Annotated in this window: 22 protein-coding genes and 2 tRNA genes; 13 read left to right on the top strand and 11 right to left on the bottom strand. The window is 61.9% G+C overall.

The window, feature by feature from the left end:
• Positions 1 to 60: 60 nt before the first annotated feature.
• A complete protein-coding gene (locus tag ACED88_RS02780) occupies positions 61 to 1,848 on the top strand; it encodes a DEAD/DEAH box helicase (RefSeq protein ID WP_237234095.1) in 1,788 nt (595 codons plus the stop codon).
• 211 nt (positions 1,849 to 2,059) lie between these two features.
• Here ACED88_RS02780 and ACED88_RS02785 read toward each other — a convergent pair whose 3' ends face one another.
• Together ACED88_RS02785 and ACED88_RS02790 are read right to left on the bottom strand one after the other, a co-directional pair.
• Positions 2,060 to 2,686: an isochorismatase family protein gene (locus tag ACED88_RS02785; protein ID WP_237199971.1), complete on the bottom strand. Its 627-nt coding sequence runs from the start codon at positions 2,684 to 2,686 to the stop codon at positions 2,060 to 2,062.
• 16 nt (positions 2,687 to 2,702) lie between these two features.
• Positions 2,703 to 4,007, bottom strand: a complete 1,305-nt coding sequence (locus ACED88_RS02790; RefSeq protein WP_272878825.1) for a nicotinate phosphoribosyltransferase — start codon at positions 4,005 to 4,007, stop codon at positions 2,703 to 2,705.
• A gap of 142 nt (positions 4,008 to 4,149) precedes the next feature.
• Between ACED88_RS02790 and clpS the strand changes: the two genes are divergently transcribed.
• From clpS to ACED88_RS02825, 7 genes are all read left to right on the top strand, one after another.
• On the top strand, positions 4,150 to 4,464 hold the full coding sequence (gene clpS / locus ACED88_RS02795) for an ATP-dependent Clp protease adapter ClpS (protein ID WP_135013391.1): 315 nt from the start codon (positions 4,150 to 4,152) through the stop codon (positions 4,462 to 4,464).
• Positions 4,465 to 4,468: 4 nt separating this feature from the next.
• Positions 4,469 to 5,050, top strand: a complete 582-nt coding sequence (locus ACED88_RS02800; protein WP_237185880.1) for a DUF2017 domain-containing protein — start codon at positions 4,469 to 4,471, stop codon at positions 5,048 to 5,050.
• A 126-nt stretch (positions 5,051 to 5,176) separates the two neighbouring features.
• Positions 5,177 to 6,145 (top strand): glutamate racemase, encoded by a 969-nt coding sequence (gene murI / locus ACED88_RS02805; protein WP_449107996.1) that lies wholly within the window; start codon positions 5,177 to 5,179, stop codon positions 6,143 to 6,145.
• A 34-nt stretch (positions 6,146 to 6,179) separates the two neighbouring features.
• The gene (locus ACED88_RS02810) at positions 6,180 to 7,046 is read left to right on the top strand and encodes an MBL fold metallo-hydrolase (RefSeq protein WP_237204510.1); all 867 of its coding nucleotides are present in this window, start codon (positions 6,180 to 6,182) and stop codon (positions 7,044 to 7,046) included.
• Between the two features lie 111 nt (positions 7,047 to 7,157).
• Positions 7,158 to 7,895: a ribonuclease PH gene (rph, locus tag ACED88_RS02815; protein WP_272881100.1), complete on the top strand. Its 738-nt coding sequence runs from the start codon at positions 7,158 to 7,160 to the stop codon at positions 7,893 to 7,895.
• Positions 7,895 to 8,527, top strand: coding sequence for an RdgB/HAM1 family non-canonical purine NTP pyrophosphatase (gene rdgB / locus ACED88_RS02820; RefSeq protein ID WP_431463899.1), 633 nt, complete (start codon positions 7,895 to 7,897; stop codon positions 8,525 to 8,527). Before rph ends, rdgB begins: the two co-directional genes overlap by 1 nt.
• A gap of 21 nt (positions 8,528 to 8,548) precedes the next feature.
• Positions 8,549 to 9,430, top strand: a complete 882-nt coding sequence (locus ACED88_RS02825) for a phosphotransferase (RefSeq protein ID WP_449108641.1) — start codon at positions 8,549 to 8,551, stop codon at positions 9,428 to 9,430.
• A 130-nt stretch (positions 9,431 to 9,560) separates the two neighbouring features.
• Here ACED88_RS02825 and ACED88_RS02830 read toward each other — a convergent pair whose 3' ends face one another.
• Positions 9,561 to 10,706: an ADP-ribosylglycohydrolase family protein gene (locus ACED88_RS02830; protein WP_449108642.1), complete on the bottom strand. Its 1,146-nt coding sequence runs from the start codon at positions 10,704 to 10,706 to the stop codon at positions 9,561 to 9,563.
• Positions 10,707 to 10,754: 48 nt separating this feature from the next.
• On the opposite strand from ACED88_RS02830, the gene ACED88_RS02835 reads away from it, so the two are divergent.
• The 3 genes from ACED88_RS02835 to ACED88_RS02845 are packed head-to-tail and all read left to right on the top strand — an operon-like array spanning position 10,755 to position 16,429.
• Positions 10,755 to 11,900 carry an exonuclease SbcCD subunit D gene (locus ACED88_RS02835; RefSeq protein WP_449108643.1) on the top strand — a complete coding sequence of 382 codons (1,146 nt, stop codon included), beginning with the start codon at positions 10,755 to 10,757 and terminating at the stop codon, positions 11,898 to 11,900.
• A complete protein-coding gene (locus ACED88_RS02840) occupies positions 11,901 to 15,044 on the top strand; it encodes an AAA family ATPase (protein ID WP_449108644.1) in 3,144 nt (1,047 codons plus the stop codon).
• Positions 15,041 to 16,429 carry an MFS transporter gene (locus tag ACED88_RS02845; protein ID WP_449108003.1) on the top strand — a complete coding sequence of 463 codons (1,389 nt, stop codon included), beginning with the start codon at positions 15,041 to 15,043 and terminating at the stop codon, positions 16,427 to 16,429. The genes ACED88_RS02840 and ACED88_RS02845 overlap by 4 nt, the downstream gene beginning before the upstream one ends.
• A gap of 95 nt (positions 16,430 to 16,524) precedes the next feature.
• On the opposite strand, the gene ACED88_RS02850 is transcribed toward ACED88_RS02845, so the two are convergent.
• From ACED88_RS02850 to bcp, 8 genes are all read right to left on the bottom strand, one after another.
• Positions 16,525 to 17,172 carry an MBL fold metallo-hydrolase gene (locus tag ACED88_RS02850; RefSeq protein WP_449108004.1) on the bottom strand — a complete coding sequence of 216 codons (648 nt, stop codon included), beginning with the start codon at positions 17,170 to 17,172 and terminating at the stop codon, positions 16,525 to 16,527.
• Between the two features lie 11 nt (positions 17,173 to 17,183).
• Positions 17,184 to 18,275 carry an S-(hydroxymethyl)mycothiol dehydrogenase gene (locus tag ACED88_RS02855; protein ID WP_449108005.1) on the bottom strand — a complete coding sequence of 364 codons (1,092 nt, stop codon included), beginning with the start codon at positions 18,273 to 18,275 and terminating at the stop codon, positions 17,184 to 17,186.
• Positions 18,276 to 18,335: 60 nt separating this feature from the next.
• Entirely contained in the window at positions 18,336 to 19,169 is an 834-nt protein-coding gene (locus ACED88_RS02860; protein WP_449108006.1) for an alpha/beta fold hydrolase, read from the bottom strand.
• 5 nt (positions 19,170 to 19,174) lie between these two features.
• Positions 19,175 to 20,281: a YihY/virulence factor BrkB family protein gene (locus ACED88_RS02865; protein ID WP_449108007.1), complete on the bottom strand. Its 1,107-nt coding sequence runs from the start codon at positions 20,279 to 20,281 to the stop codon at positions 19,175 to 19,177.
• Positions 20,282 to 20,458: 177 nt separating this feature from the next.
• Positions 20,459 to 21,937, bottom strand: a complete 1,479-nt coding sequence (locus tag ACED88_RS02870) for a malate:quinone oxidoreductase (RefSeq protein WP_449108008.1) — start codon at positions 21,935 to 21,937, stop codon at positions 20,459 to 20,461.
• Positions 21,938 to 22,098: 161 nt separating this feature from the next.
• Positions 22,099 to 23,826: an ABC transporter substrate-binding protein gene (locus tag ACED88_RS02875; protein ID WP_449108009.1), complete on the bottom strand. Its 1,728-nt coding sequence runs from the start codon at positions 23,824 to 23,826 to the stop codon at positions 22,099 to 22,101.
• 115 nt (positions 23,827 to 23,941) lie between these two features.
• Positions 23,942 to 24,023: transfer RNA gene (locus ACED88_RS02880), tRNA-Leu, on the bottom strand.
• A 73-nt stretch (positions 24,024 to 24,096) separates the two neighbouring features.
• The gene (gene bcp, locus ACED88_RS02885) at positions 24,097 to 24,567 is read right to left on the bottom strand and encodes a thioredoxin-dependent thiol peroxidase (protein WP_185174486.1); all 471 of its coding nucleotides are present in this window, start codon (positions 24,565 to 24,567) and stop codon (positions 24,097 to 24,099) included.
• A gap of 199 nt (positions 24,568 to 24,766) precedes the next feature.
• Between bcp and ACED88_RS02890 the strand changes: the two genes are divergently transcribed.
• A complete protein-coding gene (locus ACED88_RS02890; RefSeq protein ID WP_237194255.1) occupies positions 24,767 to 25,381 on the top strand; it encodes a MarR family winged helix-turn-helix transcriptional regulator in 615 nt (204 codons plus the stop codon).
• Between the two features lie 168 nt (positions 25,382 to 25,549).
• A tRNA-Lys gene (locus ACED88_RS02895) sits at positions 25,550 to 25,622 on the top strand.
• Positions 25,623 to 25,808: the final 186 nt, after the last annotated feature.

The raw sequence follows: 25,808 nt of genomic DNA on the forward strand, positions 1-25,808 counted from the left end.
TAAACTTTTGTGGTGCCCAAAAACCTTGAGGGCAGCCACAGAGGGAAGGGAAGATACGAGATGAACGACAGCCAGCTACCACTCTTCGGTGAAGGTTCCAACCCGCCTCTGCCCCCGGCCTACCCCGACCGCGCCGCCTGGGGAACCGCCCCCAAGCTCCGCGCCTGGCAGGCCGAGGCCATGACCAAGTATTTCACCGAGAACCCCCGCGACTTCATGGCCGTGGCAACCCCCGGTGCAGGTAAAACCACCTTCGCGCTCACCGTCGCCAAGGAACTCTTCAACCGCGGCACCATCAACCGCATGACCGTGGTTGCCCCCACCGACCACCTCAAACGCCAGTGGGCCGATGCTGCCGCCCGGGTTGGCATCTCCATCGACCCCAACTTCAAAAACTCCGACGGCACCATGGGACGCGGCTACCAGGGCGTCGCCCTCACCTACGCCCAGGTCGCCAACAAGCCCATGCTGCACCGGGCCCGTACCGAAAACGGTCGCACCCTGGTCATCATGGACGAAATCCACCACGCCGGCGACTCCCTCTCCTGGGGCGATGGCCTGCGAGAAGCCTTCGAACCGGCCACCCGCCGCCTGGCCCTGACCGGTACCCCCTTCCGCTCCGATACCGCTGCCATCCCCTTCGTCCAGTACGAGGAGGACGCCGACGGCATCCGCCGCTCAAAGTCCGACTACTCCTACGGCTACGGCCCTGCCCTCAAAGACCACGTCGTGCGCCCTGTCATCTTCATGGCATACTCGGGTCAGATGCGCTGGCGCACCTCCGCTGGCGAAGAAATGGCAGCCAACCTGGGGGAGGGCTTTACCAAGGACGTCACCGCCCAAGCCTGGCGCACCGCCCTCAACCCCGACGGCGAATGGATCCCCACCGTACTCGCTGCCGCCGACAAACGCCTCACCGAAGTACGCCGCACCGTTCCAGACGCCGGCGGCCTCGTCATCGCCACCGACCACGCCGACGCCCGCGCCTACGCCAAACAGCTCCAAAAAATCACCGGCGAAAAACCCGCCCTCATTCTCTCCGACGACAAAGAAGCCTCCAACAACATTGAAGAATTCTCCGCAGGTCTTGCCCGCTGGATGGTCGCCGTGCGCATGGTATCCGAAGGCGTGGACGTCCCCCGCCTAGCCGTCGGCGTCTACGCCACCTCAACCTCAACCCCCCTCTTCTTCGCCCAGGCCATCGGCCGATTCGTCCGCTCCCGAAAGCGCGGCGAAACCGCCTCGGTCTTCCTACCCTCCGTACCCCAGCTCATGATGCTGGCCAACGAAATGGAAACCGAACGCGACCACGCCCTCGACCGCAAGGGCGCAAATGATGAAGTAGTAGACCCCCTCAACGAAGGCCTAGACGACCACCTCATCGAAGAAGCTAACAAAGAAGAAGTCGCCAGCGACCAGCTCACCCGCGGCAAATTCGAAGCCATCGGCTCCCAGGCATCCTTCCACGGCGTCCTCTTCGACGGCGCCGAATTCGCCTCCGGCGGTCTTGAAATCGGTTCCGACGAAGAACAAGACTTCCTCGGCATCCCCGGCCTACTCGACGCCGACCAGGTAGGCACCCTGCTCCGCGCCCGCCAAAAAGACCACGCCTCCCGCCGACCGGCGTCCGCCGCCCCCCAGGTCGTCGACCACCGTCAGCTCAAAGACCTACGCAACAAGCTGGCCAAAAACGTGGCAGCCTGGGCAGCCCGCACCGGCAAACCCCACGGCTCTATCCACAATGAACTACGCCGAATCTGCGGCGGGCCCGCCGTTGCCCAGGCCTCAGCAGAACAGCTCCAGGCCCGCCTGGACAAGCTGCAGGACTGGTTCGTGGGGCGTAAGTAGGTACTCTTGCCTAGGGCCGATGGTTGTGGTGCCAGCAGGCACCCTTAAACGCCAGCCCCGAGCCAGCCTGCTAGCACCACAACCACCGGCCCCCGTAGAGTAAGCCCCGAGCCAGCCTGCTAGCACCACAACCACCAGCCGCCGTAGACCCAACCATGTGCCAGCCTGCTAGCACCACAAGCACAGCCACTAGAACATCAAATTTCCTGGGCTACAGCACCTCGGTGACCGTTACCCCGGCGTCCTCAAGCTCATCGCTCACCTCATCGAGGGCGTCCTCATCAACCGGGGCCGTCAAATCAAGCAGCACACGGGTCTCATAGCCAGCATCCACCGCATCCAGCGCAGTAGCCTTCACACAAAAATCGGTGGCAATGCCCACCACATCAACATCGGTAATATCGCGCTCAGCCAGCCAGTCATCCAGCGACACCTTGGGGGTATCATCCTGAGCCGGGGCACCGGCCTCGCGCTCGCCGGTCATCACAGAATCCTCGGGAGCCAGCAGCCCCTCAAAGCCCGAGTAAGCGGCCTCAAACTCGCCCTTGCGGAAGTAGGCCTCGATGTAGTCGGTATCGAGATCCTCATGCAGCTCGGCGCCGTGGCTCTCGGCCTTGCAGTGCACCGGCCAGGAGTCCTTGAAATCGGGGTTCTCAGAAAAATGGGTGCCGGGGTCAACGTGCCAGTCCTGGGTAGCCACAATTGCCTCGTAGTCGCCGTGGTGGTTCTCTACATATTCGCTAATGAGGGCAGCAACCTCTGCGCCACGCTCGGTAGCGAGCGAGCCGCCCTCGCAAAAGTCGTTCTGAACATCAACAATAATGAGTGCTTTTGACATCGTGTGATCCTTCTTCTTAAGAGACAAATTCTGTGGGAATGACCGGGTCGCCGGGGGAGAGACGGGTAGCGGCCACCGGCAGCTCCGTGAGGGAACGGGCATGACGCTCGGCAGCTCGGCGCACGCCCTCAGCCCCGGTAAAGCCGGGCTGGATCTGCCCGTCGACCACCAGGTCTACCATGAGGGGGCGGTCGTTGGAGTCAGCCGGAGCCTCAATATCAAGCCCCACCACTTCGGCTGTGGCGGTACCGGTGGTATCAAGACGGCGGACGGCGGTTTTCTTGCCGCCCACAGATGCCTTACCCGAGGACGCCTTAGCGACAGGCTCCATCACTCCCTGGGAGTTCTCACGCAGAACCACCTTATAAACCATGGAAGAGGTAGGAACCCCGGAGCCGGTGACCAGCTTGGTGCCCACCCCGTAGGCGTTGACGGGGGCGGCAGCTAAGGACGCGATAGCGTACTCGTCCAGGTCACTGGTCACGGTAATCTTGGTGCCGGTGTTGCCCAGGGCATCGAGCTGCTCGCGCACCTTCTGGGCCTGGGCAACCAGGTCACCAGAATCCAGGCGGACGGCACCCAGCTCCTTTCCTGCCAGCTCAACGGCCAGGTTCACTGCCTTTTCAACATCGTAGGTGTCGACCAGCAGGGTAGTGCCCACCCCCAGAGAGGCTAGCTGAGCTTCAAAAGCCTGGCGCTCGGAGTCATGCAGCAGGGTGAAGGCGTGGGCGCTGGTGCCGACGGTGTGGAGCCCGTAGCGGCGTCCTGCCTCAAGGTTCGAGGTGGCGGTAAAGCCGGCAATGACGGCGGCGCGGGCGGCAGATACAGCAGCCTGCTCATGGGCCCGGCGGGAGCCCATCTCAAGGCAGGGACGCTTGCCCGCGGCAACCGTCATACGGGAGGCCGCGGTAGCGACGGCAGAGTCAAAGTTAAGGATAGAGAGAATAAAGGTCTCTAGCAGGCAGGCCTCTGCAAAGGATGCCTCAACCTGCAAGACGGGGGAGTGAGGAAAGAAAACCTCACCCTCGGCATAGCCCCGGATAGAACCGGAAAAACGGAAGTTAGCAAGGTAATCCAGGGTCTGCTCATTGACCACCTTACGGGAGGCTAAAAACTCCAGCTCTTCGGTATCAAAGCGGAAGTTCTCCAGCCCCTCAAGCAACCTGCCGGTGCCTGCCAAGACACCGTAGCGGCGTCCGCCCGAAAGCCTGCGGGTGAAAACCTCGAAGACGGTGCGTCGGTGGGCAGCGCCAGAGGCTAGGGCAGCCTGCACCATGGTCAGCTCGTAGTGGTCGGTGAGGAGGGAAGTTTTTTGAGTCACGGGTATAACTTTATCCTTTGACCGTGCCCAAGCCCAGCCCTACCGCCGCGGTTCTGCTTGCCCCGAAAGTGAACGAGCTAGGGTACAGCGAAAGAAGAGCCCTATGATAGATAAGGTACAAATGACCTAAGGAGTACGCCCTATGCCTTCGGCTGCCTCAGCCACCGACACCCTGGCAGATCTTGAGCTCGATCTAGCCCTAGACGAGAGCACCCAGCTCAACCTGCCCTGGGCGGTCATTGTCTGGGATGACCCGGTTAACCTGATGAGCTTTGTGACCTATGTGCTGCGCACCCAGTTTGGCTACAGCACCGAAAAAGCCCACCAGCTTATGATGCAGGTACACACCGAAGGTAAGGCCACCGTCTTTAGCGGCTCCAAAGAAGAGGCCGAACGGCACACCACCGCCCTGCATACCTGGGGCCTGTGGGCAACCATCGAGCAGGCAGGTGCATAGTCTTATGGCTGAACCTTTTACCCCAACCTCCCGCGGAATTACCGCTCGCTTCACCCCTGAAGAGGTACAGGTGCTCACCCGCCTGTTTGAGGACGTCGCCCTGGCGTTGGAGCCGGAAGAAGACCCCAACGCCGACCCCCTGGCGGCCCTGGTGGGGATTTCTGAGACCGCTAGTGTTCCCAGTGACCCTGCTGTTGCCCGCATGTTGCCGGTGGCGAGCGACGACCCGGAAGTTGCCGACGAATACCGCCGCTTCACCGACCTTTCTCTACGCCGGGCCAAAATTGAACACCTCACCCAGGCCTCCATGGACCTGCAGGCCGGGGTTGTGCGGCTAGATACCGAGCGGGCTAATAGCTGGGCCGCTGCCCTCAACGATGTGCGCCTGACCCTGGGCACCCGCTTAGGAATCAACAGCGCTGAGGACGCCGACCGCATCGGCGAACACACCGACTGGGGCAGCGTAGAGAGCACCGAAGACTACATGGCCCTGCTCTACAACTTCGTTACCTGGCTGCAAGAAAGCCTCATGCAGAGCCTCCTACTGGGCTTGGACGACGCTGGGGCGGGGCCGTCCGCACCGTAAATAATCTTTCGTGACCGATTATGACGCCGCGCGCGGGCGCCGGGGCGTGATAGTCCACTCAAAAGCCGGTCGCTGCGATGGGCGCCCTACAGTTTTCTTCAACCTTTAGCTAATGTCAGGTGTGTAATGAGTGAAACCAACCCGAAACTCGTCACCCCCTGGGGTAGTCAGGTGCTTGCCGAACCCACTGCAAGTGCCCCCATCGGCGTGTTCGATTCGGGAGTGGGCGGCCTGACCGTTGCCCGCGCCATCATGGATCAGCTACCGCACGAGTCGGTGATTTACGTGGGCGACACCGCCCACGGTCCCTACGGCCCCCTGACCATCGCCCAGGTACGAGCCCACGCCCTGAGCATCATGGATGAGCTGGTGGACTCCGGGGTCAAGCTCCTCGTCATCGCCTGCAACACGGCGTCGGCCGCTGTACTGAGGGACGCCCGCGAGCGCTACACCCGCAAGTACGGTATTCAGGTGGTTGAGGTGATCCAGCCCGCCGCCCGCCGAGCAGTGGCTGCAACCCGCAACCGAAAAATCGGCGTCATCGCCACCGAAGCTACCGTGACCTCCCGGGCCTATGAAGACACCTTCTCGGTCATGAGCGACCTTGAAATCTACTCTGTGGCCTGCCCGCGCTTCGTAGAGTTCGTTGAAAAGGGCATTACCAGCGGCCCTGAGCTCCTTGAGACTGCCGAAGAATACCTGGCTCCTCTCAAGGAGGCCGGGGTCGATACGCTGGTGCTGGGCTGCACCCACTACCCCCTGCTCACCGGCGTCATCTCCTACATCATGGGGGACGACGTTACCCTCGTGTCGTCCTCGGAAGAGTCGGCTAAGGACGTCTATAAGGCCCTGCTGCGAGCTGGCCTAGAGCGCCCTGCCGTCCTGCCGCCCTCCCACGAATTCCTGGCCACCGGCGAAACCGAAACCTTCGAGCACTTAGCTCGCCGCTTCCTGGGCCCCGAGGTCGCCAAGGTGCGCCACACCAACTCGGTGGCAGAACGATTCCCCACCGGCTCCCTAGCCGTCGTTCCCCCTGAACTCATCGCCCAGACTGTTACCACCCCGCGCATTACCATCACCACAGACACTCCCTAACCCACAGACACACACAGAAGAAGGAAGGCCACTGATGCGATTGACCGTCATAGGCTGTACCGGTTCTTTCCCCGGGCCCAACGCAGCGGCCAGCTGCTACATGGTCTCGACCATTGATGACCTGGGAAAGACCTGGCGCATTATCGTTGATATGGGCAATGGCGCCCTAGGCACCCTTCAGTCCCACATCAACCTCGAAGATATCGACGCCATCCTGATTTCTCACCTGCACCCCGATCACTGCATCGATCTCTCAGGGCTGCACGTAGCGGTCAAGTGGAACCCCAACGGCTGGTCTAAGGGACCCATTCCCCTCTACGGGCCCAGCGATATTCACCAGTACCTGGTCAACACCCACGGCCTGCCCATCGAACCGGGCATGCACACCGAGTTTGAGTTCCACGAGTGGACCAACCACGCCGAGGTCAAAATCGGCCCCTTCACAGTGACCCCGCACGTAGTCGTACACCCCACCAAGGAGCCCTACGCCCTGCGCATCGAGTGCGAAACCGGTGAAGGCAAGACCGTGCTCACCTACTCCGGCGACACCGACTCCTGCATCGGCTTGATTGAAGCAGCCCGCGAGGCAGACCTTTTCCTCTGCGAAGCGGCCTACCAGGAGGGCCGCGACGACGCCCTGCGCGGCATCCACCTGACCGGCAAACGTGCCGGTGAAGCGGCAGCCGAGGCGGGCGTCCGCAACCTGCTGCTCACCCACCTGCCCATCTGGAACGACCCCGCTGTTGCTCTGGCCGAAGCCAAGAGCGTTTTTGACGGGCCGATATCGGTGGCTGAGGCCTCGGCAACCTACCGGGTCAACCCCCGCCGTAGCCCCGAGGAATACGCCAGCAACCCACAGACCACCACCCTGAACGTCATTAGCCGCCACCAGGGGAGCTAGCTGCCGCCCCTGCCCACAAGTAGCCACCGCAGACAACACGGGTGCAGAAAAGCGCCCGTGTTTTTGTACGCCCCGGGCAACAGACGCTAGGCTGAAACCATGACAGAAAACATGGCAGCACCCACCCTGCGCGGCGACGGCCGCACCCCCGACCAGCTCCGCCCCATCACCGTCACCCGCGGCTGGTCAAAGAACGCCGAAGGTTCGGCCCTCATCGAATTCGGTAACACCCGGGTGCTCTGCACCGCCTCACTGACCGAGGGCGTGCCCCGCTGGCTCAAGGGCCAGGGCACCGGCTGGGTCACCGCAGAATACGCCATGCTACCGCGCGCTACCAACACCCGTAACACCCGTGAATCGGTCAAGGGCAAGATTGGCGGCCGCACCCACGAGATTTCTCGACTGATTGGCCGCTCTCTGCGCGCCGTCATCGACACCGCTGAGCTGGGCGAGAACACCATCGTGCTCGACTGCGATGTGCTCCAGGCGGACGGCGGTACCCGCACCGCCGCTATCACCGGCGCCTACATCGCCCTGGCCGATGCCATCAAGTGGGCCCAGGCCCAGGGCATTATCCCGGCCAAGGCCAAGCCCCTGACCGGTTCTGTTGCCGCTATTTCAGTGGGCATCATCGACGGGGTTCCCATGCTGGATTTGCCCTACGAAGAAGACGTGCGCGCCGAGACCGATATGAACGTGGTCGTCACCGGCGAAGGCAAATTCGTTGAGGTTCAGGGAACCGCAGAGGGCGCCCCCTTCGACCGCGACGAACTGAACTCCCTGCTCGACTTAGCCCTGCACGGCACCGCGCAGCTAGCCCAGATCCAGCGCGAAGCCCTGGAGGACTAATGCCCGCCAAAATCGTTCTTGCCACCCACAACCAGGGGAAACTGCGCGAGTTCCGCGAGATGCTGCGCGGCGCTATCGAGGGGCTGGACGTTGACACCGAGGTGATCGACGCTGGTGCAGCAGGTGCCCCCGACGTGGTTGAAGACGGCGTTACTTTTGCCCAGAACTCTCTCTTGAAGGCCCGCGCGGTAGCCGCGGCTACCGGCCTGATTGCTATTGCCGACGACTCAGGCCTGTCGGTCGACGTGCTGGGCGGTGCCCCCGGTATTTTCAGCGCTCGCTGGGCCGGCCGGCACGGAGACGATGAAGCCAACCTCAACCTGCTCCTAGCGCAGCTTTCAGATATCGCCGATGAACACCGCCGCGCCCGCTTCGTCTGCGCCGCCTCGATGGTTACCCCCGAAGGTAAAGAGGCTGTGGAGGAGGGGGAGCTTGCCGGAACCCTGCTGCGCGAGCCCCGCGGTGAGGGCGGGTTCGGCTATGACCCGATCCTGGCAGCCGACGGTTTCACCGGCGAATACGCTGGCCTCTCTTGCGCTCAGGTGCCCGCCGATGTCAAGAATGCCATCAGCCACCGGAGCCAGGCCCTAGCCAAGCTTCTTCCCCACCTACAGGCCGCCCTGGCCCAGTAACAATCCTGTACGAGGTACCCTATGGCAGCGCACCTTACACTCATTGAACAGATGAAGGCTCTTCCCGTGGTCACGGCGGTGATGGAGCAAGCCGGTTTGAACATTCCCCGCGACCGCTGGGATATTCGAACCACCGGCTCTGCCCACATTATCGTGAACATGGGGTCGGAGCTGAGTGTGCGTATCGCCAAAACCCAGCAAACCGGGCACCTGGTAGCCCGCCGCACTGAGATCCTGCGGCGGCTACCCCAGGACCTCCCTTTTGCGGTACCCCGGCCCATCACCCGGGTTATCACCCGAAACGGCTTCACCGCTGTAGGGCTAACCTGGATTAAGGGGGAGCCCCGCCTGCATGGCTCGGCCCCACCCAAGCAGCTTGCCACCCTGGTCAAAGCTATCCACTCGGTAGATTTCAGCGGCTACGGGCCCTACCTCGATATGGTGCACGAGCACTGGGGTGGACGCGATAACTGGGAGGTGCTCCTACGCGAGCAGGTCGTACCCCAGCTGCTCACCGGCGCCCAGAAGGTAGCCCACGCAGCCATAGACCGGGTACTGGCCCTGGAACCTGCCTCACCGGTTCTCGTCCACGGCGACCTAGCCGGCCACAATATTCTCTGGAACGGCGACAAACTGGTCGGCGTTATCGACTGGGACCACGCCTCTGTAGGGGACGCGGCCGTTGACCACGCAGCCCTGGGTAACTTCTACGGCTGGGATTCCCTCTCTAAAGCGCTCGATGAAACCCAGCTGGAACGCGCCAAAATAGTGGCCCGCCTGCTACCGCTGCAGTCCCTGGCCTACACCATGCGCAATGGCATGGGCGGAGCTATCCAACGCCTGGCCGTGGAACGCGCTGACGAATGGTACCTGGACCACCGCACAGAGGTGCTTGCAGCTTAGGAACCCTAGCGAAAGAAGGGCAGACAGGCTCACGCTCACTGCCGACCCTCTCGCTGGTTCGCTAGCGCTCACAAGCGATTCACGCCAGCCCCGCAGCCAGCAGTTTCGCTGCGAGCCTGCCTGCCCTTACCTACACCCCAAGCTGCTTGAACCAGGCTACCTCAACCAGGTTCAGGGCTTCTGCGGCGTCGGTAGCAGGGGCGAGGTCTGCCGGGAAAGCAGTGTCGCCCCAGAGCGCTCCGAGCAGGGAGCCGACCAGAGCCCCGATTGAATCTGAATCGCCGGTGACTGCAATTGCCGCGCCCAGGGCTTCCCTCACTGCCTGCTGCTGGCTTAGCTTCCCCGCAGCGACGTCCGCCTCTGCCCGAAGAGCTAAGAAGAGGGCGTAGCCGAGCACATCGGGAGCTACCAGGAGTTCGCCGAAGTGGGGGCGGGCGTCCGCCACCTGCGCCTCGTGCTGAGCCAGGCGGACGGCGGTGCCCAGCGCCGTGCGGGTGAGCGCGGCATCGCCGGGTAGGGCCTGGCTTTGTTCCACCGTGCCCAGCCAGTTCAGCACTTGCTGGGTGCAGGCTTTAAGCACACCGGGGCGGGGAGCCTGCCCGGCACCCTGGCTGGCACTACCCAGCAGGTAGCGAATGAGCAGGGCGTAGGCGCTTGCAGAGATGATGGCCTCGGGGTGGCCGTGGGTGAGGGCCGCGGCGTGGGCGGATAGCTTGATGACGGTAGCGTCATCGGCTACCGGCAGGTAACCGAAGGGGGCAGAGCGCATGAGCGCCCCGGTGCCCAGGGCCTGCGGGTTGATGTTCTTAGAGATAAACTGCATTTCCCCCGTGGCAAGGGCTGCCAGGGTGGCCTTGCCCGGGCCGCGCTGCTGGCGCATCACCTGAAGCGCATCGAGGGGGCGGGGAAGGGAATAGGGGGCGGTCTCGGGCGCCGGGTGGCCGGTGCCTGCGTACCAGCGCAGGTAGGCTAGCCAGATGCAGGCCAGCTCATCGGCTGCCTGACCCTCGTTGTTCCACTCCAGCACCTCGGTGAGCCCGTCGAGGGTTGCCAGGGTGAGCTGGGTGTCGTCTGAAACCAGCAGGGGTTCCCGGGCGATAGCCGCGATAAGGTCGGCTCCCGTACGCCCGCCCCAGTGCTCGGCAATCTGTTCTACGGTGCTGGTCTCTAGGGGGTAGCCCAGGGCATCCCCCAGGGCGGTACCCAGCAGGGAGCCGCGTAAGGCCGACCGGTAGGCGGGGGAGAGGGCATCGGGGGCAGGAAAAACAGAAGTCATGCTCCCTATTCTAAAGCGGGGTAAGAGTGGGACCACTAAACTGGTGGTATGCGTATCTTGCACACCTCTGACTGGCACCTGGGCCGAACCTTTCACGGTACCTCCCTGCACTCCTATGCCGAGCAGCTGCTCGATGAGCTGGTGAACCTGGTTCAGGAACAGGGCATCGACGTGGTGCTGATCAGCGGTGACGTCTATGATCAGGCCCAGCCCCGCACCGAGACCGTGCAACTTTTTGACCGTACCCTGACCCGCCTGGTGCAGGCCGGGGCACAGGTGGTAGCAACGAGTGGTAACCACGACTCGGCTATTCGCCTGGGCTTTGGCTCTTCTTTGCTGAGCGCTGCGGGCGTGCACCTGGTGACCTCGCAAACCCAGGTGGGCCAGCCCGTCCTGCTGGCTGCCGGGGGCGTTGAGGTGGCCTTTTACGGCATACCCTACTTAGAGCCGCGCCCGATTGCTGCCCGCTGGGGCACCGAGGCCAGCCACGCGAGCGTGCTGGCTGAAGCTATGAGGAGGGTGGAAGAGGACGCCGCTACCCGCCAGGTTGCCGCCACGGTGGTGCTTGCCCACTGCTTTGCCACGGGTTCAGAGCCCTCAGAGTCAGAACGCGATATCTCGGTGGGCGGGGTGCAGCAGGTGCCGGCGAGCACCTTTGCCGCTGCCAGCTACACCGCCCTGGGGCACCTGCACGGGCGGCAGAAGGTTACCGATACCGTCAGGTACTCCGGCTCTCTTTTGGCCTATTCTTTTAGCGAGCAAAACCACCGTAAGGGGGCCTGGATTATCGACGTAGCTCCTGACGGAACTATCGAGGTGAATGAACATACCTGGCAAACCCACCTGGTGCTCAAGACCCTCAAGGGCACTCTCGACGAGGTGCTTGCCGAAAGCACCGTGGCGGCCTACGGCCGGGCTTTTGTCAGTATTACCCTGACCGACGCTGAGCGCCCAGCCGCTGCCCTCGATAGGCTCAAAGCCCACTACGAGCACGTCCAGGAACTTTTCTTCGCTCCCGAAGGCGCCGAAAGTCGCCCAGAGCACAGCTACCGCCGCACCCGCGAGAGCCAGAGCGTTCAGGCTATCTGCGAGTCCTTCTACGAGCACGTGCGCGGTCGTGCCCTCAACGAGGCTGAAGCCACCTATCTCACCGACGTCCTAGACCAGGCCCGTACCAGGGGAGCGAGCGACTAAATGCGAATTCACCGACTAGAACTGACCGCCTACGGCCCCTTCCCGGGAACCGTCACCATCGACTTTGACGACCTCAACCGAGAGGGCATCTTCCTGCTCAACGGCCCTACCGGTTCGGGCAAGTCATCTATTCTCGATGCCATCTGCTACGCCCTTTACGGCTCCACCTCATCGGGGCGCACCGACCTGAAATCCCGGTTTGCTGAGCCTCACGTGCAGCCCCGGGTGCTGCTGGACTGCACCATCGGCACCGACCGCTACCGGATTGACCGTAGCCCGGCCTACGAGCGCCCCAAGAAACGCGGTGAGGGTACAATCACCGAGCAGGCTAAAACCCTGATTGAGAAGTTTGATACCGCCACCGGCAGCTGGGAGCCAGACCCGGCCATCACCCGCCACAAGGACGCCGGCGATTTCATGCTCTCTGTGCTGGGCCTCAATGCCCAGCAGTTTAACCAGGTCATGCTGCTGCCCCAGGGGCAGTTCCAGCGTTTCCTGGTCGCTACCTCCGGGGAGCGGGAGCAGCTGCTCAAGCAGCTCTTTGGCACCGAGGACTTCGAGAAGGTACAGGACCTGCTCCACAGATACGCCAAGGACGCCGCCGCGGCAGCCCAGGCTGCCCAGCAGGATCTGCGGGTGCTAGAGCAGCGGGCAGAACGTGCCGAGCAGGCAGCCCGGGCCGACCAGGCACAACGGGCCCTGGGGCAAGAGGTAAACGGAAGCACCGAAAGCTCTTCCACACCAGAAGACACCGAACCTACCTCTGTAGCGGGCCTGCCCGACCACCTGCGCCAGGTACTCAGCCAGCTAGCAGATCTCATTCAGAGTCTAGAAGAGCGGCGGGACAAAACTGCCCACGACCTCGAAACACTGGCAAACGAGCACACCGAAACCGCCCAGCTGCAAAAAGACTGGGCCACCTATCTCAAGCTCACCCAGGAACAGGAAATCCTGGCAAACGAGGAGAGCCAGATAGCTGCCAGCCTCACCCGCCTCGAAGAGCACAGGGTAGCTGCTGAGATTCTGCCTCGGGTAACAGTGGCTGAACAGGCAGCAACCGCCTATCAGCAGGCAGCAGAGCGGGCAGAAACCCACCTGGGCAGCACCCGCAGGCTCCTGGCATCCGCTCGGGAAAACCTCACCGAAACCGCCCTCGAATACGACCTGCTCACCCAAGCCCAGGACGCCCTCGAGACCGCCCTCACCGACGATGCCAGCCAGCAGCTGAGCGAACTCACCAGCGCCCACATCGACCAGCTCACCCGCTACCAGCAGGCAGAAAAAGACATCGCAAACCTGGCCGCTCAGGCACAGGCCAGCACCAGCACCCTCCAGGGTCTGACCACCCGCCGCACCCAGCTCACCCAGGCCCTAGAAGAAGCCCAGCAGAGCCTCACCCAGCAGCGCCAGGACTACGAGAAAACCGAGCAGGCTACCGCCCGCGAAGAAGCTGCCCGCGCCCTGCTGGCCCAGGCTCGCGACCGGGTCACCGCCGCCGACCGCCTCACCCAGGCCCGCACCAACCTAGAAGCCGCCCAGCGGGCCTCCCAAGGGGCCGAAGAAAGCCGACGGAAGGCGTCCGCCCAAGCCGAAACCTTACAGCGCCAGCGCTTTGACGCCGCAGCCCAGATCCTGGCCGAAACCCTCACCGACGGCCAACCCTGTAGCGTCTGCGGCTCTACAGACCACCCCGCCCCCGCCAGCTACGACCAAAACACACCACCCGTCACAGAAGAAGCCCTCACCCGCGCCAAGCACCAGCGCGACGCGGCAGAAGCAAAAGCCCAGCAGGCGCTCGCCGCCCTGAGCTCAGCCCAGAGCACCCTCGACCAGTTGGTAGAGCAGGGCACCCCTGAACCCGAAGAAGCCCGGGCAGCTCTGACCTCTGCCCAGGAGAGCCTCAACCAGGCCCAGGCTGAGGTCGCCCACCGCAAAGCCCTCGCCCAACGCATCTCCACCGCCGAAGAAACCCTTGAGACCAGCCGGGCAGACCTGGCCGAAGCCGAACGCCAGCACACGAGCGAAGAAGCCAAACTGCACCAGCTCACCGCTCAGAGAGAAAGCCTTGAAGCCGAGCTGGCACCCCACCGACAGGGCCCAGGCCTAGCCGACCGTATCGCCACCCTCAACCGGCTGACCAGGCAGCTGCCCACCCTGCTCGCCGCCTACGCCGATCGGGAGCGGCAGGCCCAAGCCCAGACGTCCGCCCAGGAAGAACTGAACAAGGCCCTACAAGAAGCCCAGTTCAAGGACGCCCAGCAGGTAAAAGCCCAGCTACTCACCAAGGCCCAGGCCAGCCAGCTAGAGCAACAGATCACCACCCACCGCGACCGCACCCTGGCAGTCACAGCCCAGCTCACTAGCCCTGCTCTGGCAGCTATCGCCCAGCTCCAGGCGGACGGCGGCCAACCACCTGCCCCCGAACAACTAGCCCAGCTCAAGGCAGCAATCGCCCAGCTCAGCGCCCAGCGCGATAGCTACATTAGCCACGCTACCCGCCTCACCGGTGCTCGCGAGGAGCTGCACGAGGTGCTGAGCCTGCTCGAAGCGACCCTAGAAAAGAGCCGCCTGCTACTCGAAGACGCCCATCTCAAACGCGAGCTCGCAGCGACCGCCACAGCGGCCCCTGGCAGCGATAACCGCTTGCACATGACGCTGACGTCCTACGTGCTGGCCTACCAGCTCGCCGAGGTAGCCGAGGCAGCCAGTGAGCACCTCGAAAAAATGACCCACGGCCGCTACCGCCTGGAACACACCGACCGGGCAGAGGGGCGCAACAAGAAATCCGGCCTGGCTATCGACATCTTCGATGCCTGGCACAACGCCAGCCGCCGCCCCGAAAGCCTCTCGGGCGGTGAAACCTTCATGGCATCCCTGGCCCTGGCACTGGGGCTTGCCGACGTCGTGCAGCAGGCCAATGGCGGTATCGACATCGACACCCTCTTCGTTGACGAAGGCTTCGGCTCTCTCGACGATGAAACCCTCGAAGAGGTCATGACCACCATCGACTCCCTGCGCGAGCGGGGGAGAGTCATCGGCCTTATCTCGCATGTGGCCGAGATGAAGAACCGCATTAACAAGCACATCGTCCTTACAAGCTCGCCCCAGGGCTCATCCCTGGTCGCAGATGCAGGAGCAGCGTGAGCCCCCACCGTAACCCCAAGAATCGTAGCTCTTCTCCCCGCACGGGGCTGGGCTACCGGCGCGACCGCCAGTGGCCCAGTGGCTCCGACCTGCGGAATAACCTGCGAGAGAGCGTCACTCGCCTGCGCATTTCAACCGAGTATGCCCGCACCCGTATTCGCGACCTGCTGCTGGCCCACGGCCGGCGCTTCCTCTTCTTCTCCCTGCTCATGCGCCTGCCCGCGGCTATGGTGATGCTGGCGGTGATGATGATGCTGGCCGTGCAGAATAATGAGGCCACCCTCGGCGGGTACGCCGCCGGTACGGTGGGACTGAGTGCGGCTCTCATGGTGCCGGTCTATCGGTCGATTTCTGAGCGCTGGGGCCAGCGAAGAATATTTTTTGCCGTTACAGTGCTCAATATTCTGGCCCTGATGTGGCTGATGCTGGAGTCCCTGCACTTTGCTGAGACCAGTAGCGGGTCTATTGGCCGGTTCCTCGCAGCCTGCGCGGTGACGGGAGTGACCACCGTGCCGCTGGGGGCGGTGATGCGAAGCTACTGGAGCGCCGAGTACCTCACCACCAAGGACCGCCGTAAGCTCAACGCGTCCATTTCGCTTGAAACCATGTTCGACGTCATCGCCCTACCGGCCGGTGCCGTTATTGCCGGTATGACCACGGTCTTTTTGACGGCCCAGTCGGCCCTCTTCGCGGTGATTGTGCTCGATGTGCTGGGCCTGCTCATGCTACTGTGGCGCCCGGAAAACCTGCCGGTTGAGACCCGAGATGTCAGCGGGGGCAACCGCCGCAAGCCCCTGCGCGGCGTAAGCCGCTCCCTACTCTGGATACCCCAGCTGGGCACCATCTGCTTGGGACTATCCCTGGGCGCAACCCAGGCAGCTATCGTGGCCTACGCTATTTCGACTGACCAGATGGGCGTGACCGGCTTCCTGATCGCCCTGCTCGGTCTGTGCGCGGTTATCTCTGCCCTGTTTGTGCTCTTTGACCGCCTGCCTATGTTCGGGTGGGGGGCCTGGCTGGTGAGCGGGGTGTGCCTGACCCTTACCGCCATGACCCTGTCGCTGCCCACCTCAGCTGTGGGCATGGTGATTCCTCTGATTAGCGTGGGTCTTGCCTACGGTATTTGCCTGGTCACCATGGACTCGGTAGCCACCAGCCTCTCGGTGCGCAAAAACCTCGACCTCGCTCTTTCTACCCTGCAGGCATGTTCCCTGGGTGGTATCGCGGTAGGGTTCGTGTGGGCAGCCGATCTGAGCGGCTCCTACAGTTACCAGGTGGCCCTGATTATTCCTCTCATCGCCGCTGCGATGTACTTCTGCCTGGGGCATCTCTACGGGTTCTTGTGGCGTCGCACCTACGAGGAGCGTCTGGCGCTACTGCCCTAGCGCCGCACCCTCATCACTCCAAACACAAGGGGCCCTACCGTCAACTGACGGTAGGGCCCCTTGGCATAGGCTGAGGGGGGCGGACGCCCTCGCGGCTAGTGGCCGCGCTTGATCCAGTTCTCGAGTTCGGGGGCTTCTAGGCCGATGCCGGTGGAGTCCCCGTGGCCGGTGAGCACAGCGGTGGATTCGGGCAGGGTTAAGAGCTTGGTTGAGATTGACTCGATGATGGTCTCGAAGCTGGAGAAGGAGCGGCCGGTGGCGCCGGGCCCTCCGTTGAACAGGGTATCACCCGAGAAGAGCACGCCCTCTGAGTTCTCCCAGGAGAGGGTGGGGGCGTAGAAGCAGACGGAGCCGGGGGAGTGGCCCGGGGTTGCCAGGACGTTCAGCTCGGTGGAGCCGACGGTAATGGTATCGCCCTCTGCCAGGTCTTTGTCGAAGTCCCAGGAGGGGTAGACCATCTCCCAGAGCGGACGGTCTGCCGGGTTGAGGTAGACCGGGGCGTCGAATCGGTCGGCGGCTTCCTTAGCTGAGCGGATGTGGTCGTCGTGGGCGTGGGTCAGCAGGATTTTCTCAACGGTTCGCCCTGCAACCTTGGCCGAAATCTTATCGACGTCGTGGGCGGGGTCGATAATGACCACGGAAGTTTCGTTGCCGATAATCCAGACGTTGTTATCGACGTCCCAGGTTCCCCCGTCCAGGGAAAAGGTGCCGGAGGTGATAACTCGTTCAATGCGTTCTGTCATGGTGATAACTCCTAGAGCTCAACGACCGAGCGGAGGACCTTACCGGTCTTCATGGTTTCGAAAGCCTCGTTGACCTGGTCAAGGCTGATGCGTTCTGAGACGAAGCCGTCCAGGTCGAGGTTGCCCAGCTGGTAGTGCTGCACGAACATGGGGAAGTCGCGGGAGGGCAGGGTATCGCCGTACCAGGCTGACTTGATGGAGCCGCCGCGCCCGAAGACCTCATCGAGGGGGGCCTGCCAGGTGGTACCTGGTGCGGGTACGCCTACCAGAACGACGCGTCCGGCCAGGTCACGGGCCTCGAAGGCCTGCTTGAAAGTGGCTTCAACGCCCACAGCGTCAATAACCAGGTCGGCACCGAAGCCGTCGGTGAGCTCCTTGATAGCGGCTACCGGGTCCTGGTTTTTAGAGTTGATCACATGGGTGGCGCCGTGCTCCTTGGCTCGGGCCAGCTTTTCGTCGTCAATATCAACGGCGATGATGGTGGTTGCCCCGCCCAGCTTGGCGCCGGCAACAGCGGCAGTACCTACGCCGCCGCAGCCGATGACGGCAACTGACTCGCCGCGGGCTACTTCACCGGTGTTGAGCACAGCGCCCAGACCGGCGGTGACGCCGCAGCCCAGCAGGCCGATAGCGGCATACTGGTCTTCGGTCAGCTCAGCCTCAATCTTGGTGCACTGGCCGGCTGCCACCAGGGTCTTCTCGGCAAAGGAGCCGATACCCAGAGCGGGGGAGAGCTCGGTGCCGTCCTCCAGGGTCATCTTCTGGGTGGCGTTGTGGGTGGCGAAGCAGTACTGGGGCTTGCCCTTTTTACAGGCCCGGCACTCGCCGCAGACAGCCCGCCAGTTGAGAATGACCAGGTCGCCGGGGGCAACGTTGGTGACGCCCTCGCCCACCGCCTCGACGATACCGGCTGACTCGTGGCCCAGCAGGTAGGGGTAGTCGTTGCCGACCCCGCCCTGGACGTAGTGGTGGTCGGTCTGGCAGACACCGCAGGTGAGCACCTTCACCAGGGCCTCGCCCTTGATGGGGTTGGGCACATTGATGGTAACAACTTCAACGGGCTGATCCTTGGCCAGAGAGACGACGGCCTTGACCTTGTGCATGGGGCTCCTTCGATAGCGGGAGGGGAAAAATATCGGCAGGTAGCTACCTGCTGCTACTCTCTACGCTACCGTGTGGTCCGGCTCGCTGCCAGCTCGTGAGACCGCATGACGGGCCATGAAGTCAGCGGATGCCCGACGGGCTTGCCCGCTGGTCAGGGCACTAATATGGTCGCGGCCAGCTAGCTCCAGATAGGCGGACGCCGGGTGCGGCAGGGTAGCTGCAAGGGCAGGGAACCCGGTGGCTAGGGTATCGTCGCTGCCGGCAAAGAGGAGGGTGGGGCAGGCAGGTAGTTTGTTCGGTGTGAAAGGCTCAACCGGCTGGGCTGTAAAAGCGGCCAGCGCAGCGCGGGGCAGGGGGCTGGTATCGAGGACGGCTTCGAGCCCCTCTGGAATGGAGGTGCCGGGGGCGGCGGAAGGCGCCGATAGATAGGACTGCACCTCATCGAGGTGGGTTGCTAGGGGCAGGCCTCCGAGCGTCAGGCTCTGTACCAGGTGCGGGGAGCTGAGCGCTACCTGCCAGCAGATGCGGGCGCCCAGAGAATAGCCCAGCAGATGAACCGGTGTATCTACATCTGCCAGAGCCCGGGCAAGGGCTGTGCCCAGGGAAGTCACTAGCCCTTCTTGCTGCCAGGTGACGGCTATCTGCCCGCTAGACTTTCCTGCCCCTTCGTGCCCCGCTTCTTCGAGCCGGTGATAGGGCAGGGTGACCAGATGGACATCTGCCCCTGCCCGCTGCAACTGCCGCACCCAACCGGTCCGTTCCCAGGTCACCTCGGGGATGGAGGCAAAACCGTGCACCGCCACCACCTGCTGGCCCTCAAGAAGCCGGGGCGGAGCGTCCGCCCCAGCAACGGGGGCACAGTAAATCTCGACCGAAAGACAGGGCTCGCACATAGGGCCTACTCGGAGTCCTTCTTCTCCTGCTTCTCGGCCATCTGCTGGAAATCAACACCGTTATGGGCCAGGCGAATCTTGCGGCCCTCTTCGATGAGGTTTTCCTTCTTCTCCTGCTGCTTGATCGCCATGGTGTCATCGCGAGGGGGCAGCTGAAGCTCGTCCTCGGCCTTGATGCCTGCCTGCAGCTCGCGACCGCGCTGAATCTCAGCGTCAATCTGGGCGCCGAGCAGCAGCACATTGTTCATGATCCAGATGAACAGCAGCATCACGATAACGCCACCGATCAGGCCGTAAGTGGCATTGTAGGAGCCGAAGTTCGAGACGTAGAAGGTGAAGCCCAGAGCAGCAATAGCCATCACGACCAGGGCAATAGCGGCGCCGGGGGTGAGGAAGCGGAACTTGGGCTGCTTGACGTTGGGGGTGGCGAAGTAGAGCAGGCTAATGAGCACAACGGCCAGCACCAGCATGATGGGGTAGCGCAGCCACATCCATACGCCGATGAAGCCGCCGAGTTCGATAGCGGGCACGGCGTTTTGCAGGGTGGTCAGCACGTCTTCAGAGGAAAGCAGTACCAGCATCATGGCAACAACAATCAGTACCATGGCGGCGGTGACCAGCAGGTTGAAGGGGCGCAGCTTCCAGATGGGGCGACCCTCTACTACACCATAGATCTTGTTCATGGCACGGCCGAAGGCGCCGATGTAGCCCGAGGCAGTCCAGAGGGCACCGACCACACCGGTCACCAGGGCCAGACCTGCGGCGTCTGAGCTGGTGAGCTGGGTGATGGGCTCTTCCAGAAGGGTCAGCATTTCAGCCGGGGCGTAGTCTTCAAGGAAGTTGAGAATCGCGTTGGTGGTCTGCTGGCCCTGCCCAAAGACACCCAGCAGGGAGACCACAGCCAGTAGGCCGGGGAAGATAGAGAGCACCGTGAAGTAGGTCAGGGCGGCGGCCAGATCGGTGCAGCCGTCGTTGGTGAATTCGCTCAGGGCGCGCTTGAAGATGTACTTCCAGCTAGAGCCGCTCATATCTGAGAGCTTGGCGGGCTTGGGAGCCTCTTTGTGGGCCTCCTCTGTAACCGCCCGGCTAATGGTTTGTTCTTTGAGAGCCATAGTGTCGTCCTTTGGGCATGCGGTGATTTAATCAGTAAACATCTTATCAGTAGCATGATAAACCTTTGAGCTGGCTGAGCGTCTGCTTCGTGATAAAACAGTAGCTGCCCCGGCGCATGATGCCGGGGCAGCTATGAGACAGGGTAGCCCACACGGTAGTGGGCGGACGCCGGTGGGCTAGTTATCGATACCCAGCACCTTGGCGGTGTGGGCAAAGAGCTCGTCAGCCAGGTCGTGGTTGTCGTTGAGCTTGACGCCGTAGCCGGGTACCAGTTCCTTGATGCGGGGCTCCCACTGGTTCATCTTGGAGGGGAAGCAACGGGCCAGCAGGGTCAGCATGATGGGGGCGGCGGTTGAGGCGCCGGGGGAGGCACCGAGCAGGGCCGCGATGGAGCCGTCGCCCGATGCAATGAGTTCGGTGCCGAACTGCAGCACGCCGCCCTTCTTGGCGTCCTTCTTAATAACCTGCACACGCTGGCCAGCGGTGATGAGCTCCCATTCGTCAGCTACCGCGGTGGGGTAGTACTCGCGCAGAGAAGCTACACGCTCGTCACGGTTCTTGAGCAGTTCACCGATGAGGTACTTGGTGAGATCTACGTTGTCCAGACCCGCGCGAATCATGGGGACCAGGTTGTCCGGACGCAGGGAGAGGGGCAGATCGAGCAGGGAGCCCTGCTTGAGGAAGTTGGTCTTAAAGCCAGCGTAGGGGCCAAAGAGCAGGGAGCGCTTGCCGTTCACGTAGCGGGTGTCGAGGTGGGGCACAGACATGGGCGGGGCACCCACCGAAGCCTGGCCGTAGACCTTGGCATTGTGCTTGAGAGCGGTTTCTTCATTGGTATTGCGGAAGAAGAGGCCCGAGACGGGGAAGCCGCCGAAGCCCTTGCCTTCCTTAATACCTGACTTCTGCAGCAGGTTGAGGGCACCGCCACCGGCACCCAGGAAGACAAACTTGGCACGAATGGTCTGGCTGTGCTCGGAGTTCAGGCGGTTCTTAACCTTGACCAGCCAGCTGCCGTCACTCTGCTGCTCGAGGTTGGTGACCTGCTGGCCGTACTGGACGGTGACGCCCTGCTCTACCAGGTAGTCCACCATCTGCTGGGTGAGGTTGCCGAAGTCTACGTCGGTACCCTCGGGTGACCAGGTGGCGGCAATCTTCTGGTTGGGGTCGCGGCCCTCAACGGCCAGGGGGGCCCACTGGCGAATCTGGTCAAAATCGGTAGAGAACTTCATGCGCTCAAAGAGCTTCTGGTTCTCGAAGGCCTCAAAACGCTTGCCCAGGTAGCGCACGTGGTCTTCACCGAAGACCAGGGACATGTGGGGCACCGGGTTGATGAAGCTGGCGTCCTTAATTTTGCCCTCTTCAACCAGGGAGGCCCAGAGCTGGCGGGAAACCTGGAACTGCTCGTTAATACCCAGTGCCTTGGCCGGGTCTACGGTGCCGTCGGGGCCTGCCGGGGCGTAGTTGAGTTCGCAGAGCGCTGAGTGGCCGGTACCAGCATTGTTCCAGGGGTTAGATGACTCCTGGGCTACCTGATCCAGACGCTCCAGCAGGGTGATATTCCAGGTGGGCTCTACTTCCTTGAGTAGGACGCCCAGGGTTGCGCTCATAATACCGCCGCCCACTAGGACGACATCGGTCTGTACTTCGTTTGCCACGTGATTGACACTCCGTCACTCTAAGACTGTGGTGCCCGACGCTGGACACCGGCTGGGGTGGAGCCGCTCGGCCCCGTTCTCATCTTTAGCGTAGTACAGATAGGGCGACCTACCTAACACGTACGGTTCTTTGACGCACTTTTGCGGACGCCCGCGGTGGGCTAGTCGTCGATGTGCACGGTGGAGAAATCATCGATGCAGGTGGCGCTCACCGTGTAGGTGCGCACCCTCTGGCCCTGGGTAACGCCCGATACAGGGTAGGCCAGAGGAATTGCAGATAGCAGGTTGGCTACCTGGTTATTGATGTCCTTGTAGGCTTCCCGCCATTCGGCGATATCGGTGCGGGTATCAGCCTCGTTGATAGCCTGGCGGATACTGGCGTAGCTGGCAGTAGCCTTGGTCGGTTCGGTAGCTGCTGCTGTGGAAGTGGGGGAGGGGCTGGCACTGGCGCTTGCGCTCGGGCTGGGTTCGCTGATGGTGGTGGGGGCGGACGCTGCCGGCGTCAGTACATGCCCTAGAAAGGTGGTGGGGTCGCGGAAAGCCCCGATAAAGCCGGTCAGTTCTAACCCGTAGTCGGGGTGGGCGGTGGGTACGTCCTCGGTACCGGCGTCCGACCAGCGGTAGGGCTTGGGCACAATATTGAAGCCTGCCTCGACCAGGTTGGCCGAGATGAGCGAGTAGATACCTTCGGGTGAGGGCAGGGACGGCAGTGACAGGTTGACCGGGTAGTAGAAATCAATGGCCTGATTGGCGTAGGTGCTGGCCCTGAGAAGTTCTTTGGCGCGGGTGAGGTTATAGGTGTAGACCTGCTCCATGTCCTCTTTCTTCATCTGGAAGAGGGCGGGGATGAAGTCGGGGGCGGTATTGGTGCCCTGGGGGTAATAGGTCTCGACGATGGCAGCCCGGTCGATGGAGCGGGCTAGTGCCTGACGAACCCGGGCATCGTCGAAGGCAGGGTGGGAGAGGTTGATGCCGATATAAGCAATTGCGTAGGGGTCGCGGGACTGTACGGCGTAACCGTCAAGGGCCAGGGGGACGTAGTCTTTGAGGGCTACCTGGTCGTAGGCGTCAATGCTGCCTTCGAGCAGGTTGTAGTAGCGCTTTTCGGCATCGGGAATGGTAAGGAACTCGATGGTGCCGAGATCGGCGGGCTCGCCCCGGTAGGAACTGTTACGGGTGAGGACGGCGGTACCGCCATCCCAGGAACTCAGCGTAAAGGCTCCGGTTCCTATGGGGGAGCCGGTGAGGTAGCCGTCCGCCCCGATACTGCTGGGTAGAACAACCCCGTAGGCTGGCTGGCTCAGGGCCTTGAGAAAACTGCGAGAAGGTCGGCTGAGAACGATGTCAAGGCTAGTATCTGTAGGTGCCGACCAGGCGGTCACCAGGGGCTTAATCTCGTTGCCGTCTGCGGCTTTAGCGCTGCCAAAGAGCTGATGAAAAGGCTGAGTCATACGGGTGAGAGCAGTTTTTCCCAGAGTAGACCAACGCTCGATATTGGCCAGTACGCTACTGGCTGTCAACGGGGTGCCATCGCTAAAGGTGGCATTCTCAACCAGATTAAAGGTGTAGGTGAGACCGTCCTCGCTAGTCTCCCAGCTGGTTGCAAGAGAGGGGGCGGGCTCACCGGTGTTGACATCAGATCGAACTAGAGGTTCTAGAATTTGGGCGCTGATGCGGTGGCTTTCTACCCGGTAGGTCGCTGCCGGGTCAAGGGTGAGTACTTGCGCGCCCTGGGCAAAACGGAAGGTGGGGCCTGCACTCTCGGTGGCGGACGCGGACGCTGCGGGGTCGGCTTCAGTCGGGCTCGAACAGGCTGAAAGGGCTAGCCCAGCGGTAAGTATGGAACCATAGTGAAGCAGAGTGCGGCGAGACAGGGCTGATGCTGCCATAAGAGAATCCCCTTCGTTCTGAGGCACGTTGACCTAGACCTTACCGTCAGGTTTTAGCTATCAAAAAACCCGTCCAACCGTGGATAAACCGGGCTGAACGGGTGTTTCGTCTATGTGCGCGAGGAGGGACTTGAACCCTCACGCCGTAAGGCACAGGAACCTAAATCCTGCGTGTCTGCCAATTTCACCACTCGCGCATGCGGTGCTGTCAGCACAACAGTGTCTATGCTACAACACCTTGAGAGGTTTTGCTAAATACGGCCGTCGCGGTTAGGCATCGATGCCTAGATCTCGGCGCAGCTTTGCAACATGCCCCTTGGCCCGGACGTTGTATTGGGCGACCTCTATGATGCCCTTTTCATCGATGACGAGAGTGGAACGGATTAGACCTACGTAGGTCTTGCCATAGTTTTTCTTTTCGCCCCAGGCTCCGTAGGCTTCCGCAACCGCGTGGTCTTCATCAGAGAGCAGGGGGAAAGTGAGTTCCTGGTTCTCAGTGAAGGTATCGAGGGCCTTGACGCTATCGGGCGAGATGCCCAGGACGGCGTAGCCGTGCGAGGTGAGCGAGGCCAGATTATCTCTAAAGTCGCAGGCCTGGGTGGTGCACCCGGGGGTAGATGCCTTGGGGTAAAAGTAGATGATTACCTTCTGCCCCGCGTAGTCGGCCAGGGTGACAGTTCCACCTCCTGCAGCGGGCAGGGTGAACTGGGGTGCGGGGGTTCCCGGAGTAAGTCGTTCCACGGGCGTCCTTTCACATGGTGAACAGAATAGGGGTGCAACCCACCGGGCTGCGGCCTTGCCTCCAGCTTATCAGGGGCAAGGAGAGCTGATTTTTAGCGGAAAAACAGGGTTGTTCAACAATTACTCAGTGTACGGTGGATTGTGTCAAGCACCTGTCATGTCTAGGCATATAAGTGGTGAGTATGCTTATAATGGTGCTATGCCAGAAATTCGTAATTGGTCGATTAATCGACTCCTCTCAACTGCAGCGCGCATGCTGGAATACAGCTGGAACGATCAGCTGAAGTCACTTGGGCTCACTCACGCTGGCGTAACAGCTCTCGGTGTCATCGCCCGCGAAGGCATGATTTCACAGGTGAAAGTTGCCTCCCTCGTAGGTGTGCAGGCGCAGACCATGGGTAAAACCCTTGCTCGTCTTGAAGCGCACGGCCATGTATTTCGCACCAGGAACACCATAGATCGCCGTAGCTACCTTCTGGGTATCACCGAAGAGGGGCGGCGTGTGTTGGCTGAAGCGGAGAATATTGACCGCAAGCTGGGATCTGCCGGCGAGCTTTCAAACCCTGAATTTCGCGAAATGCTCATTCACATTATCGAAAGCCTCAATGAACACCATGGTGGTGGAGAGGTACTCGATGATGTTGCCGGTGAGCGCACCGCCCAGATTGGGGCTATCACTAAATCTTTAGCAGAGGCTCCGTCGGCAGAAGCCGACGTACCCGAGGCTAATGTCGCGGAGCCTATCGTTGAGCGCGTCAATACCGCTGTTATGGACGTTATTACGCCAGAGATGATTGCTGAGTACCGTAAATAGTGCTTCTGGGCCTCCTGTCGATACGGCGGGAGGTCTTCTGTATGGGCTGTACATATACGCTTTTTATGAAGGTGCTCACAAATACCCTTTTTGGCTTGCGCGCCTCAAAAAAGCTGCGTATAGTAGAACCCGTTGCTGAGACAGGTTCTCGGTCTGACAAGTAAATATGCGCCTCTAGCTCAATTGGCAGAGCAATTGACTCTTAATCAATGGGTTCTGGGTTCGAGTCCCAGGGGGCGCACAGCGTAAGAAGCCCGACCGGTTGTCCGGTCGGGCTTCTTTGTGTACTTATATATTTTTAGATGTAAAGATCCGCTATTTTGTGGAAGTGCTCACAAACACCCTTTTCAGCTTGCGCGCCTCAAAAAAGCTGCGTATAGTAGAACCCGTTGCTGAGACAGGTTCTCGGTCTGACAAGTAAATATGC

It is taken from the genome of Rothia sp. 11273D007AR (genome assembly GCF_053547255.1).

Bases quoted from the DNA above. Each gene is read 5' to 3' on its own strand.
- ACED88_RS02785 (WP_237199971.1), bottom strand. From the start codon at position 2,686: ATGTCAAAAGCACTCATTATTGTTGATGTTCAGAACGACTTTTGCGAG.
- murI (WP_449107996.1), top strand. From the start codon at position 5,177: ATGAGTGAAACCAACCCGAAACTCGTCACCCCCTGGGGTAGTCAGGTG.
- rph (WP_272881100.1), top strand. From the start codon at position 7,158: ATGGCAGCACCCACCCTGCGCGGCGACGGCCGCACCCCCGACCAGCTC.
- ACED88_RS02890 (WP_237194255.1), top strand. From the start codon at position 24,767: ATGCCAGAAATTCGTAATTGGTCGATTAATCGACTCCTCTCAACTGCA.
- rdgB (WP_431463899.1), top strand. From the start codon at position 7,895: ATGCCCGCCAAAATCGTTCTTGCCACCCACAACCAGGGGAAACTGCGC.
- ACED88_RS02835 (WP_449108643.1), top strand. From the start codon at position 10,755: ATGCGTATCTTGCACACCTCTGACTGGCACCTGGGCCGAACCTTTCAC.
- ACED88_RS02865 (WP_449108007.1), bottom strand. From the start codon at position 20,281: ATGGCTCTCAAAGAACAAACCATTAGCCGGGCGGTTACAGAGGAGGCC.
- ACED88_RS02860 (WP_449108006.1), bottom strand. From the start codon at position 19,169: ATGTGCGAGCCCTGTCTTTCGGTCGAGATTTACTGTGCCCCCGTTGCT.
- ACED88_RS02810 (WP_237204510.1), top strand. From the start codon at position 6,180: ATGCGATTGACCGTCATAGGCTGTACCGGTTCTTTCCCCGGGCCCAAC.
- ACED88_RS02850 (WP_449108004.1), bottom strand. From the start codon at position 17,172: ATGACAGAACGCATTGAACGAGTTATCACCTCCGGCACCTTTTCCCTG.
- ACED88_RS02855 (WP_449108005.1), bottom strand. From the start codon at position 18,275: ATGCACAAGGTCAAGGCCGTCGTCTCTCTGGCCAAGGATCAGCCCGTT.
- clpS (WP_135013391.1), top strand. From the start codon at position 4,150: ATGCCTTCGGCTGCCTCAGCCACCGACACCCTGGCAGATCTTGAGCTC.
- ACED88_RS02830 (WP_449108642.1), bottom strand. From the start codon at position 10,706: ATGACTTCTGTTTTTCCTGCCCCCGATGCCCTCTCCCCCGCCTACCGG.
- ACED88_RS02840 (WP_449108644.1), top strand. From the start codon at position 11,901: ATGCGAATTCACCGACTAGAACTGACCGCCTACGGCCCCTTCCCGGGA.
- ACED88_RS02780 (WP_237234095.1), top strand. From the start codon at position 61: ATGAACGACAGCCAGCTACCACTCTTCGGTGAAGGTTCCAACCCGCCT.
- ACED88_RS02875 (WP_449108009.1), bottom strand. From the start codon at position 23,826: ATGGCAGCATCAGCCCTGTCTCGCCGCACTCTGCTTCACTATGGTTCC.
- ACED88_RS02825 (WP_449108641.1), top strand. From the start codon at position 8,549: ATGGCAGCGCACCTTACACTCATTGAACAGATGAAGGCTCTTCCCGTG.
- ACED88_RS02800 (WP_237185880.1), top strand. From the start codon at position 4,469: ATGGCTGAACCTTTTACCCCAACCTCCCGCGGAATTACCGCTCGCTTC.